Source organism: Hespellia stercorisuis DSM 15480 (genome assembly GCF_900142165.1).
GTDB lineage: Bacteria > Bacillota > Clostridia > Lachnospirales > Lachnospiraceae > Hespellia > Hespellia stercorisuis.
Genome location: NZ_FQZY01000036.1, coordinates 14,929 through 27,371 on the forward strand (window position 1 = coordinate 14,929; position 12,443 = coordinate 27,371).

10 protein-coding genes are annotated in these 12,443 nt (G+C 47.2%); 9 read left to right on the top strand and 1 reads right to left on the bottom strand.

The features are described 5' to 3' along the window. The first annotated feature begins 105 nt into the window (after positions 1-105). Positions 106-2,154, top strand: a complete 2,049-nt coding sequence (htpG, locus tag BUB85_RS12330) for a molecular chaperone HtpG (protein ID WP_073110905.1) — start codon at positions 106-108, stop codon at positions 2,152-2,154. Between the two features lie 288 nt (positions 2,155-2,442). Here htpG and BUB85_RS12335 read toward each other — a convergent pair whose 3' ends face one another. After that, entirely contained in the window at positions 2,443-2,937 is a 495-nt protein-coding gene (locus BUB85_RS12335) for a DUF5721 family protein (RefSeq protein ID WP_073110907.1), read from the bottom strand. A gap of 190 nt (positions 2,938-3,127) precedes the next feature. Here BUB85_RS12335 and BUB85_RS12340 point away from each other — a divergent pair, with 190 nt between their 5' ends. The 8 genes from BUB85_RS12340 to clpX all read left to right on the top strand — a co-directional run bounded on the left by BUB85_RS12340 (position 3,128) and on the right by clpX (position 12,180). Continuing rightward, positions 3,128-3,883 (top strand): GDSL-type esterase/lipase family protein, encoded by a 756-nt coding sequence (locus BUB85_RS12340; RefSeq protein ID WP_159434643.1) that lies wholly within the window; start codon positions 3,128-3,130, stop codon positions 3,881-3,883. Further along, a complete protein-coding gene (locus BUB85_RS22025; protein ID WP_242945417.1) occupies positions 3,880-4,575 on the top strand; it encodes a DUF4358 domain-containing protein in 696 nt (231 codons plus the stop codon). Before BUB85_RS12340 ends, BUB85_RS22025 begins: the two co-directional genes overlap by 4 nt. Positions 4,576-4,601: 26 nt before the next feature. Next, complete coding sequence (locus BUB85_RS12350) at positions 4,602-6,014, top strand: MBOAT family O-acyltransferase (protein ID WP_073110911.1); 1,413 nt, start codon at positions 4,602-4,604, stop codon at positions 6,012-6,014. Positions 6,015-6,024: 10 nt separating this feature from the next. Next, positions 6,025-7,185: a DHHW family protein gene (locus BUB85_RS12355; RefSeq protein ID WP_073110913.1), complete on the top strand. Its 1,161-nt coding sequence runs from the start codon at positions 6,025-6,027 to the stop codon at positions 7,183-7,185. Continuing rightward, positions 7,178-7,957: a pseudouridine synthase gene (locus tag BUB85_RS12360; RefSeq protein WP_073110915.1), complete on the top strand. Its 780-nt coding sequence runs from the start codon at positions 7,178-7,180 to the stop codon at positions 7,955-7,957. The genes BUB85_RS12355 and BUB85_RS12360 overlap by 8 nt, the downstream gene beginning before the upstream one ends. A 92-nt stretch (positions 7,958-8,049) precedes the next feature. Further along, positions 8,050-10,011: an NAD-dependent DNA ligase LigA gene (gene ligA / locus BUB85_RS12365; protein ID WP_073110918.1), complete on the top strand. Its 1,962-nt coding sequence runs from the start codon at positions 8,050-8,052 to the stop codon at positions 10,009-10,011. 36 nt (positions 10,012-10,047) lie between these two features. Then, the gene (gene trxA / locus BUB85_RS12370) at positions 10,048-10,362 is read left to right on the top strand and encodes a thioredoxin (RefSeq protein WP_073110920.1); all 315 of its coding nucleotides are present in this window, start codon (positions 10,048-10,050) and stop codon (positions 10,360-10,362) included. A 336-nt stretch (positions 10,363-10,698) separates the two neighbouring features. Then, positions 10,699-12,180 (top strand): ATP-dependent Clp protease ATP-binding subunit ClpX, encoded by a 1,482-nt coding sequence (gene clpX / locus BUB85_RS12375; protein WP_073110922.1) that lies wholly within the window; start codon positions 10,699-10,701, stop codon positions 12,178-12,180. The last annotated feature ends 263 nt before the right edge of the window (positions 12,181-12,443 follow it).

Consider the following 12,443-nt stretch of genomic DNA (forward strand, 5'->3'; position numbering starts at 1 on the left):
TTAGCACTCGCTTTGAAAGAGTGCTAAATTCCTATTGACATTTATTTTGCCCGGCGTTAGAATAATCTTTGTAAATAAGATTTTTTAGCAAAGGAGTTGTTATAAATGGGAACGAAAAAAGGAACGTTATCAATTGACAGTGAAAATATTTTTCCGATTATTAAAAAATGGGTGTATTCCGATCATGATATTTTCTTCCGTGAATTGGTTTCAAACGGGTGTGATGCGATTACAAAGCTGAAAAAACTGGATCTGATGGGCGAGTATGAACTGCCGGATGATTACAAGGCGAAGATTCAGGTAATCGTAAATCCAGAGGAGAAGACTCTGAAGTTTATTGACAATGGTCTTGGTATGACTGCGGATGAGGTGGAAGAGTACATTACGCAGATCGCATTTTCAGGTGCGACTCAGTTTTTGGAGAAGTATAAGGACAAGACAACTGAGGATGATATGATCGGTCATTTCGGACTTGGATTTTATTCTGCATTCATGGTTGCGGATGAGGTGCATATTGATACACTGTCCTATCGTGATGGCGCGACTGCGGTTCACTGGACCAGCGATGGCGGAACAGAGTATGAGATGCAGGATGGCGACAAGCAGACCGTTGGTTCAGAGATTACACTGTTCCTGAACGAAGACAGTCTCGCATTTGCCAATGAGTACAAGGCACGTGAGGTGCTGAACAAGTACTGCTCGTTCATGCCGGTCGAGATCTTCCTGTCTAAGGCAAATGCGGAGCCGGAGTACGAGACGATTGACGAGGCCGATGTGTTAGATACAGACGAAGTGGTAGAGCATATCACAGAGGAGCCGAAGGAAGGCGAGGACGGAGAGAAGTCTGAACCGGTTCAGAAAGCGAAGATTGTGAAGCGACCAGTCTCCATCAGCGATACGACGCCGCTCTGGACGAAACATCCGAACGAATGTACCAATGAAGAATACATTGAGTTTTATCGGAAGGTCTTTATGGATTACAAGGAGCCATTATTCTGGATTCATCTGAATATGGATTATCCATTTAATCTGAAGGGAATCCTGTATTTCCCGAAGATCAATACAGAATACGATTCAATAGAGGGAACGATCAAGCTTTATAACAACCAGGTATTTATCGCAGACAATATCAAGGAAGTAATTCCGGAATTTCTGATGCTCCTGAAGGGCGTGATCGACTGCCCGGATCTGCCGTTGAACGTATCGCGAAGTGCATTGCAGAACGATGGATTTGTGAACAAGATTGCGGATTACATTTCCAAGAAGGTGGCAGATAAACTGTCCGGAATGTGCAAGACAGATAAGGAAACCTATGAGAAATACTGGGATGATATCAGCCCGTTCATCAAATTTGGCTGTCTGAAGGATGAGAAGTTCGGGGATAAGATGATGAAATCAATCCTCTTCAAAAATCTGGACCACAAATACATGACATTGGACGAGTGCATCGAGGAGAATGGCGGTGTGGTTGTGAGTCCTCATGAAAAAGAGGAGAGCGAGGCGAAGGATGCGGCAGATGATGCTGAGAACGATGTGGAAGAAATCAAGACCACGATCTATTATGTATCAGATGAGCAGCAGCAGAGCCAGTATATTAAGATGTTCAAGGAAGAGGGCGAGGATGCGGTCCTTCTGACACACAACATTGATTCTGCATTCATCACACATCTGGAGCAGAAAGAGCCAAATGTTCGTTTCCAGAGAATTGATGCGGATGTGACGGATAATTTTAAGGAAGAGATTGCAAAAGAGGATGAGGAAGAGTTCAAGAAGACATCTGACAGCCTGATCGAGATTTTCAGAAAAGCATTGGACAATGATAAGCTGGATGTGAAGATCGAGAAGCTGAAGAATGAGAACGTTGCATCCATGGCAGTGCTTCCGGAACAGTCCAGACGTATGGAAGAGATGATGAAGATGTATGGCATGTCCGGTATGGATGCCGGTGCGTTTGGTTCTCAGGCCACACTGATCCTGAATGCAAAACATCCGCTGGTACAGTTTGTGGTAGAACACAAGCGCAGCAAAAATGTTCCGGTAATCTGCAAGCAGTTGTATGATCTTGCAATGCTGGCGCACAAACCGCTCAGCCCGGAGGAGATGACAGAGTTCGTAAACCGGAGCAATGAGATTATGATGCTTCTGACGAAGTAAATGGTGATCTAAATACGGGACGGGGTATCCACGAAGAAGCGGCAGAGCAGATTGCGAGTGAACGTTCTGTTCGAATCCCGCTGTTTATGAAAACTTATGTTCCAGATAGAATAAAAAAAGAGAAAGACATCGGATAAAATCAAATTTACCCGATGTCTTTTTTTCTTCCCTTATTGAGTAAGAGGCATCAAAATGGACCTTGCCCGCGGCATCTGCGCAGGCAATAAGGCTCTATAATATATAATATAAAGAAGCTTTTGACATTTCTGCCGTCAGATAAACGCAGGCTTACTCTGCGCCATCCTCAAATGCCAGTTCGTGCTGTGTGAAAAACCTGCGTACATAATTGTCCCAGATTTTGTCCAGCGACTTATCCATGGAGAAGACTTTCAGAGAAGTGCCGGTGATACAATGGAGCGTATCATTCTCGAACCGGAAGTTCAGGTAGAGCCCCTGCACGTCGGCTGCCTGAATCGTGGTGTCCGGACTCTGCAGGAGAGCAGCTGTTTCAGAAGAACTCAGGCTGAAGATGAACTTGAAGCTGAGAGGGGTGCGTTTCCCCTTGATGATCGAAAAGCAGAACTCCCGCACATCCCTCCAGTCGGAGTACTCGGCGGAAGGCTCCGTATCATTTTTATAAAATTCTTTTTTTATGTAACCGTCGATCCGGAAGGTGTTGTATGTCACAATTTCCGCTTCAATCAGCGAAAACGGGTCAAAAACATCCTTCAGCAAAAGACTGGACATGCATTTTTTGACATCAGTCATTTTTAAAGCAATCATGAAAAATACTCCTGTTCATTGAAATCTGTTGCGGAGGTGCCTGTCTGGAAAGCAGCGAAGCGGATTGCGTGTGTACAGTAACACTTACTCCATATTTCAAGTCATATTATACCCTAAAGATTGACTTTTTCATAGGAAAACAGTATTATTAACGTGAATACTTATGAAAAAATATGTGGGAGCCTTACAAATGAAAATAGATAAAAGAAAAGTCGCAGTATTGATAATTGGAGTCATTGTGGTCATAGTGGCTCTTTTTGGAGTCGTGAAGCTGGTAGAGCGGTTCACAACAAAGAAAACAGATACATCAGAAGGTCTTGCAATCATAAAAGAAGAGGAAGATAAGAGTGTCCAGGATGTTGAAAAACGGATTCAGAATCTGGAGGACAGGGACGTGGCGACAGCGGAGGAACTTGCAAACCGCACACCGAAGGAAATCTTCGCGAACAGTGTAGTGATGGGCGATTCCATTACACAGGGATTTGCTGATTACGATATTCTGGATACGTCCAGTGTGATTGCAGACCGCGGTGTGGAGCTGGATGAGCTGGGCAGTGCACTCGAGACAGTAGAGGCACTGAGCCCGCAGGTCATTTTTCTGGCATATGGTATGAATGATGTGATAGGAACAAACGGGGATTCTGCACTTTTTAAAGAGCAGTACAGTGCCGTGCTGGACGAGCTGTCTGAAAAGCTGCCGAATACAAGGGTGTTTGTTAATTCGATTTTTCCGGTTCAGCAGGTCGAGATAGACAATCAGCCGCTATACAAGAATCTGGACAAGTACAATAAGGTACTGAAGGAGCTCTGCGATGAGAGACAGATTTCGTTTATCGACAATACTGAGATCGCAACATCGGACTACTACGAGGATGACGGCGTGCATTTAAAAGCCGATTTTTATCCGATATGGGCATCGCGCATGACGGAGGTGGCTTCTTTATGATAGAAGAAAAAACACAGAAGAAAACACAGAACAAAACACAGGAACAAAAAAAAGCACCCCGCAGAACGGCAGGGAATCCACGTGCGGCAGCAGCTCCGAACAAAAAGAAACAGAGGAGACCGAGCAGGCAGGAGTGGGAGGAGGACCAGCGAATCCGTCAGGAGGCAGTCCGCAGAAGAAGCGCGGTTCAGGCTGTCGGAGAGCCAGGCGGAAAGCCGCAGAACAAGAAGCTGCTGGTCTTTAAGTATGGAATGGTGCTGGCGATTGTCGGCTATGTGGTCCTTCTGCTGCTGATGACAGGTGGAAGTTCCAAGCCCTTTGACACCATTGAGAAGGCTGTTGAGAAAACGCTGGACACGGAATCGGTTTCCAAAACGACGAACCAGGGACTGAAACGCTACTACGGACTGAACGCAGCGGATTACGACGGCGTGATGCTTTACGTGTCGAAGTCAAGTCTGTCTGCGGAGGAAGTGCTGCTTTTAAAGGTAAAGAACAATGAGCAGATTGAGGAAGTACAGAATGCGATCGTGTCGAGAAAAGACAGACGGCGCTCCGACTTTGAGGGCTATGCACCGGATGAGGTGGCGCTGATCAATAACTCGGTGCTGTCTGTGCGTGGACAATACATCTTTTTTGTTATTTCAAAAAATGCATCTGAATATAAAACAGCTTTTGCAAAAAGTCTGTAAATTACAAAAGAAAAGGAACGTGAGAAATGCTATTTAGCAGTGTCAGTTTTTTGTTTATGTTTTTGCCGATTACACTATTGTTGTATTTTCTGGTGCCGGCAAGATTTAAAAATTTAGTTTTGCTTATCTGTAGTTTGTTTTTTTACGCGTGGGGAGAGCCGGTATATGTTGTCTTGATGATTCTTTCCATCGTGTTTAACTATGCGTGTGGTCTGGATATCGGATACAACGCAGATGATCCGGTTCATGCAAAAAGAGGTATTATCTTCGCTGTTGTGGTGAACCTGCTGATTCTTGGCTTTTTCAAATACTACGGGTTCCTGATTGGCAGCATCAATGCGGTTTTTCCGGTAAACATTCCCTATCGTGAACTGGAACTGCCGATCGGAATTTCGTTCTATACATTTCAGGCGATGTCTTATGTGATCGATGTGTATAGAAAGCGCGTGAGACCGCAGCGGGACCTGATGCTTTTTGCGGTGTATGTGTCGATGTTCCCACAGCTGATCGCAGGCCCCATCGTCCGCTATGCGGATATTGAGGCGCAGCTGAAGCAGAGGAACATTTCCCCGAATCGTTTCGGGGATGGAATCATGTATTTTATCAGAGGTCTTGCAAAAAAGGTACTGATTGCGAACACGGTAGGCGGGATTTTTGACCAGATTTCCGGTATGGGGTTTGGAAGCTTCTCCATGCTTACGGCGTGGGTGGGCTGCGTATCTTATGCATTCCAGATCTATTTTGATTTCAGTGGATATTCTGATATGGCGATCGGCCTGGGCAAGATGTTCGGCTTCGATTTTCTAAAGAACTTTGAGTACCCTTATACAGCGAAAAGTATTACAGATTTCTGGCGCAGATGGCATATCTCGCTGAGCACCTGGTTCAGGGAGTACGTCTATATTCCGCTCGGCGGAAACCGAAAGGGAACAAAACGGACCGTGATCAATCTTCTGATCGTGTGGGCACTGACTGGATTGTGGCACGGCGCAAACTGGACATTTTTGTTCTGGGGATTGTATTACGGTGGAATACTGGTACTGGAGAAATTTGTGATCGGAGAGCGCATCAATAGACTGCCGGGAGCACTGCAGCATGCCTATACACTGATTTTAGTGCTGATCGGCTGGGTATTTTTCTTCAGCCCGGATCTGGGATATGCGTTCCGCTATCTCGGAGTGATGTTTGGAATTGGAGCCAAAGGTCTTGCGGATCAGCAGGCACTGTTCTTTGTGCTGACAAACTGGCTGCTCTATCTGGTGTCGATCACGGCGTCGACATCGTTTGGATATTATGTGCTGGACCGGGGAGTATACAATTATCGGAACGGGCAGGGACGGAGAGGTGTCGCCTGTATAATTTATTTGGCAATGTTCATTGTATCTATCGCGTTTTTAGTAACGGAAAATTTCAATCCATTTTTATATTTCAGATTTTAGGTGAGGGTTCATGGCGAATAAAAAGAAAAGAAAAAAGATAAAAATACAGGCTTTTCTGGTAAAGCCGTTCCTGATATGTCTCGGAGTATTTATGATTGGGAATATTCTGCTCCCGACGAGGGAATATTCTGAAGTAGAGAACCGGAGTCTGGCAAAACGCCCGCGGCTGACACTCAGCAGTCTCCAGACGGGAACATTTATGGAACAGTATGAGGATTACCTGATGGACCAGTTCATCGGAAGAAATCTTCTGAGAGATCTGAAGGTGCGGATCGACACCTTTGCGGGAAACAAAGAAGAAAACGGTGTGTACAGGGGGAAACAGGGGCAGCTCATGGAGGATGTAGTCATTCCGGACCAGGAAGTGCTGAAGAAGAATGTGAAGGCAATCAAAGAATTTGCGGAGAGCAATTCCGGGATACCGACCAGCATGATCCTTGTGCCGGATGCGGCATGTATTCTGGAGGATGAGCTGCCCTCGCTGGCGACGGTAGCCAACCAGAGAACCATGATCAAGAGCGTGAAGCGGGAACTGGGAGAGAGTGTTTCCTGGGTGGATGCGGTCTCCGTGCTCGATACACATAAGAACGAGAAGGTCTATTACAAGACAGATCATCACTGGACAACGCTGGGAGCATACTATGTATTTCAGGAGTCGGGCAGCGCACTCGGGGTTCAGTCCAAAGAGGAATCCACATTTTCACCGTATGCCGTCACAACGACCTTTAACGGGACGCTGTCTTCAAAAAGCGGTTATGAGGAAAATGAAAAGGAAGAAATTGACATCTACACACCTCAGGGAGAGGATCTCGATGTGGTTGTGAATTATGTGCAGGAGCAGAAAAAGACCACATCCTTGTATGATTCCACCAAATTGGATACGAAGGATAAATATGCGGTATTTCTTGGCGGCAATTATTCACTGCTGGATATCAAGACCACTGTAAATGCGAAGCGGAAACTGCTCATGTTCAAGGATTCCTACGCAAACTGCTTTATCCCGTTTCTGACACCCTATTTTCGTGAGATCGTGGTGGTGGATCCAAGGTACTACACGGGGGATGTGAGCGAGCTGGTGGGCACATACAATATTACGGACTGCGTATTTTTATACAATGCCAATACGTTTTTTGCAGACAATAACATTAGTGGAGTATTAACAGGTGAGTAATCGAATAAAAAGAGAATTTCAAGAAAAAAAAGAGCCGGTCCGTTTGAATAAATATTTGAGCGAGGCCGGTGTGTGCTCTCGCAGAGAGGCGGACAGACTGATTGAGGCCGGGCGAGTGACAGTGGATGGGAAGCCGGCTGAGACGGGAATGCGCATCGTTCCGGGGCAGCGGGTTCAGGTTGGGAAAAAAGTAGTCTCCAGAGCAGATGAGATGGTGGTGCTGGCGGTCAACAAGCCGGCGGGAATCGTCTGTACGGAGGAAAAGAGGGAACGGAACAGTATCGTCCGTTTTCTGGACTATCCGATTCGGGTGACTTACGTAGGACGTCTGGATAAGGACTCCAAAGGCCTGTTGCTCATGACAAACAACGGCGATATCATCAACAAGATGATGCGTGCGGGAAACCGCCATGAGAAGGAATACCGAGTGACAGTGGACAAGGAAATTACGCAGGATTTTATCCGAAGGATGGCATCTGGTGTTTCCATACTGGATACGGTAACGAGGCCCTGCGAGGTGGAAAAAATCGGAAAATACACATTTTCCATTATCCTGACACAGGGGCTGAACAGGCAGATCCGCAGGATGTGCGAGGCGCTAGGGTATCAGGTTCGTGAACTGAAACGGATCCGGATCATGAATATCGAACTGGGAAACCTGAAAGAGGGTGCGTACCGGGAGCTGACGGACACGGAGCTGGAACAGCTCTATGAACTGATCAAAGATTCCTCCAATGAGACGGTGAAGACACCATATCATACCGGGAGGTAGAGACAGCGGACCGTGTACAGGTTATGCGGGAGTGAGACAGTATGCTCCGTGTAACCGGTGAATTGTGAAAAGATGAATGGAGATAGAAGCAGATGAGTCAGAATGCGAAAACAAAACGAATGCAGGAACTGGTGGAAATTCTGAATCATGCCCGCCGGACTTATGAACAGGAAGACCGCGAGATTATGAGCAATCTGGAGTACGATAAGCTGTACGATGAGCTGCTTGCTCTGGAGCATGATCTGGGAACGATCATGGCGAACAGCCCGACGGTCAACGTTGGATATGAAGTGCTGAGTGAACTCCCGAAGGAGCGGCATGAGCGGCCGATGCTCTCGCTGGATAAGACAAAAGAAGTCGACCAGCTGAAGGCGTTCCTCGGAGAGCAGAAGGCGGCGATTTCATGGAAGCTGGACGGTCTTACGATTGTTCTGACTTACCAGAACGGGACGTTGGCGAAGGCTGTGACGAGAGGGAATGGTGAGATTGGTGAGGTGATCACCAACAATGCCAGAGTATTTCGGAATATCCCGCTTCATATTAATTATAAGGAAGAACTGATTCTGCGCGGCGAGGCCGTAATCGGATATAAGGACTTTGAGAAAATCAACGAAGAGATTGAGGATGTGGATGCGAAGTACAAGAATCCGAGAAATCTCTGCAGCGGCTCGGTGCGTCAGTTGAATAATGAGATTACTGCGCGGCGGAATGTGAAGTTTTTTGCATTTTCGCTGGTGAAGGCAGAGCATGTGGATTTTAAAAATTCCAGGATGGAGCAGATGCGGTGGCTGGCATCCCAGGGGTTTGATGTGGTGGAGAACCGGCCGGTCACGGCAGATACAATTGAGGATGAGGTGGCTTATTTTGCAGAGAAGATTGTCCGCAACGACTTCCCGTCAGATGGGCTGGTTTTGGTTTACGATGATATCGCATACGGACAGTCTCTAGGAAGTACAGCTAAATTCCCGCGGGATTCGTTTGCATTTAAATGGGCGGATGAGATCAAAGAGACGAAGCTGCTTGAGATTGAGTGGAGTCCGTCCCGGACGGGGCTGATCAATCCGGTGGCGATTTTTGAGCCGGTGGAACTGGAGGGCACCACGGTGAGCCGGGCGAGTGTGCATAACATCAGCATCATGGAGGAACTGGAGCTTGGGGTGGGGGACACGATTCAGGTGTACAAGGCCAACATGATCATTCCCCAGATTGCTGAGAATGAGACGCGTAGCGGCGTGAAAGACATCCCCGCAGTCTGTCCGGTGTGTGGTGGAGACACAAAGATATCCCAGCAGAATGATGCGAAGTCTCTCTACTGCACGAACCCGGATTGTCAGGCAAAGCAGATCAAGTCATTTGCCCTGTTCGTGAGCAGGGATGCACTCAATGTGGATGGGCTGTCGGAGGCGACGCTGGAGAAATTTATAGCAAAAGGTTTCATAAAAAGCTACACGGACATTTTCCATTTAGATCGGTATGAAGAAGAAATCCGTACGATGGATGGATTCGGGGACAAATCTTACCAGAATCTTATAAAAAGTGTGGATACGGCCAGAACGACGACCCTGCCAAAGCTGGTCTACGGGCTGGGGATCAGTGGAATCGGACTTGCCAATGCGAAGATTATCTGCAGGGCGCTGGATTTTGAAATCGAAAAAATCGTGCATGCAACAGTGGAGGAGCTTGGAGAGATAGACGGAGTCGGAGACGTGCTGGCAAAGGCATTTGTCGCGTATTTTACGGACGATGCCCACCGGGAATTGTTTTATCGCCTTCTGGATGAATTAATTATTCCAAAAGAGGAGATAAATAAAGAAGAGCAGATCTTTGCCGGTGTCAATTTTGTGATTACCGGGAGCGTGACACATTTCGCGAACCGCAATGAGGTGAAGGAAGTCATCGAGAGCAAGGGGGGAAAGGTGACCGGGTCGGTCACATCCAAGACGAATTATCTGATCAACAACGATGTGGCGTCAACCTCCTCGAAAAATAAAAAGGCGAATGATCTGGGGATTCCCATCATCTCGGAGGAAGACTTCTTGCAAATGCTCGAATAAAAAGGTATTATGGGAGAAAGACAGGAGGAAACGCATATGATACATGTAACGTCAAAAAATTTTGAAGAAGAAGTTGTTAAGTCAGACAAGCCGGTGCTGTTGGATTTCTGGGCAGCCTGGTGTGGACCGTGCAGCGGATTTGCGCCGATACTGGATCAGTTCGAGACGGAGAACCCGGGGAAGGTGAAGATCGGTAAAGTGAATGTCGATGAGGAACCGGAACTGGCCCGCAGATTTTTGGTGATGAGTATTCCGACAATCCTGCTTCTTGAGAAGGGTGAGAAGAAAGCAGTGACAGTGGGAGCACTGGGGCTGGCCGACCTGGAGGCATGGGTAAACGCGAACGTTTAAAAGCAGAGACGGTAGAGACAGATGCTGTGGGTTGCTGAAGTCAGGAAGTACAGCGGATGGTGAAGAATCCTCCGCTTTGGAAACGGTATCTGCCGGAGGAGAAAATCCTGCGGCAGATACCGTTTTGCGGTCCTTGGACAGTCCGTGGCTTTGAGTGCACAAACACCGGGAGGTGGGGAGGGGGACTTTAGAAAAAGTTTACTTGTATGCATAATGCTTCTGGTTTATAATGTTTCCATGGACTATTCCCGCAGGAGGCATCCGGCTTTGCGATACGGCAGAGAAGTGATGACCGAAAAGATAGAAAGCAGGAATAGTGGAAGGAAAGGATAAATTATGTCAGATAAAGAATACATAGACAGTGAGATTGTGGAAGAAAAAGAAGATCAGAACCTTTCGGGAGATGACACGGATGTCATTACTCTGGGAACTGAACAGAATATAGAGGATACAGCGGAGAAGGACGGCGATGACGATGACTACGAAAAAGTCTGCTTTATCTGTCACAGACCGGAGAGCACCGCGGGGAAGATGATTGAACTTCCGAACAATATAACCGTATGCTCTGATTGTATGCAGAAAAGCTTCGATGCGATGACCAACGGTTCCATCGATTACAGTAAGTTAATGAATACACCGGGAATCCAGTTTCTGAATCTGTCTGATCTGGAAAATCGTGTTCCGCAAAAGCAGAAGATCAAAAAGAAAAAAGAAAGCAAGGCTCCGGAACTGAATATCAGTGAGATCCCGGCGCCACATAAGATCAAGGCACAGCTGGACGGATATGTTGTCGGACAGGAGTATGCCAAGAAAGCAATGTCTGTTGCGGTTTATAATCACTATAAGCGTGTTGCGACAGACACCATGGACGATATCGAGATTGAGAAGTCCAACATGCTGATGATCGGACCGACAGGCTGCGGCAAGACCTATCTTGTGAAGACACTGGCGAAGCTGCTGGATGTGCCGCTCGCGATCACAGATGCAACCTCCCTGACAGAGGCAGGATATATCGGTGACGACATCGAGAGTGTGGTATCAAAGCTTCTCGCTGCGGCGGATAACGACGTCGAGAAAGCGGAGCGCGGAATTATCTTTATTGATGAGATTGATAAAATTGCCAAAAAGAAAAACACAAGTCAGCGCGATGTAAGTGGGGAGTCTGTACAGCAGGGAATGCTGAAGCTTCTGGAGGGCAGCGAAGTGGAAGTTCCGGTGGGAGCAAACAGCAAGAATGCCATGGTACCACTTACGACTGTGAACACAAAGAACATCCTCTTCATCTGCGGAGGCGCATTTCCGGATTTGGAAGAAATCATCAAAGAGCGGCTGAGCAAGCAGAGTTCCATGGGATTCAACTCGGAGCTGAAGGACAAATACGATCACGACAAGGATTTACTGTCGAAGGTCACGGTTGAGGATCTGCGCAATTTCGGAATGATTCCGGAGTTCATTGGACGTCTTCCGATTATCTTTACCCTGAAGGGCCTGGATGCGGATATGCTGGTCAAAATCCTGAAGGAGCCAAAGAACGCTATCTTAAAACAATACCAGAAGCTTCTCGCACTGGATGAGGTAAAACTGGATTTCGAGGATGAAGCCCTGAAGGCAATCGCAGAAAAAGCCATGAAAAAAGACACCGGAGCCAGAGCACTCCGGGCCATTATAGAGGAGTTTATGCTGGATATCATGTATGAGATACCAAAAGATGACAACATCGGTCAGGTGATCATCACAAAGTCCTACATAGAAGGAACAGGAGGACCGATCATCACCCTCCGCGGTCAGGATGTCCCAAGAATCCAGGCCAAGCAATAAGGCGGGTGGCACACCAACTAATTCAGTAGTAAGAATACCCCTAAGCTTTTTTCCCCGCAAGCGCAGCGAAGCAGCCAGGAAGTCAATCGCTGGTAATGTTATGGGGGGACGAACAGGCTGAGCGGCTGCCGGTGGGGGGGCCGGGCGCGTAGAGTGCGTCGTGTAATTTCTTATAGAAAAAACCGGGGATGCCCGGGGTGAAATTCGTTTTCCAAAACGAATTTCAAGAACACGTGAGGCGAGCAGGCATCAAGCCCGCTTGC

What these genes read in the sequence shown, in the direction of transcription:
- clpX (WP_073110922.1), top strand. Translation starts at nt 10,699, where the DNA reads ATGTCAGATAAAGAATACATAGACAGTGAGATTGTGGAAGAAAAAGAA.
- BUB85_RS12350 (WP_073110911.1), top strand. Translation starts at nt 4,602, where the DNA reads ATGCTATTTAGCAGTGTCAGTTTTTTGTTTATGTTTTTGCCGATTACA.
- BUB85_RS12335 (WP_073110907.1), bottom strand. Translation starts at nt 2,937, where the DNA reads ATGATTGCTTTAAAAATGACTGATGTCAAAAAATGCATGTCCAGTCTT.
- ligA (WP_073110918.1), top strand. Translation starts at nt 8,050, where the DNA reads ATGAGTCAGAATGCGAAAACAAAACGAATGCAGGAACTGGTGGAAATT.
- htpG (WP_073110905.1), top strand. Translation starts at nt 106, where the DNA reads ATGGGAACGAAAAAAGGAACGTTATCAATTGACAGTGAAAATATTTTT.
- BUB85_RS12340 (WP_159434643.1), top strand. Translation starts at nt 3,128, where the DNA reads ATGAAAATAGATAAAAGAAAAGTCGCAGTATTGATAATTGGAGTCATT.
- BUB85_RS12355 (WP_073110913.1), top strand. Translation starts at nt 6,025, where the DNA reads ATGGCGAATAAAAAGAAAAGAAAAAAGATAAAAATACAGGCTTTTCTG.
- BUB85_RS22025 (WP_242945417.1), top strand. Translation starts at nt 3,880, where the DNA reads ATGATAGAAGAAAAAACACAGAAGAAAACACAGAACAAAACACAGGAA.
- trxA (WP_073110920.1), top strand. Translation starts at nt 10,048, where the DNA reads ATGATACATGTAACGTCAAAAAATTTTGAAGAAGAAGTTGTTAAGTCA.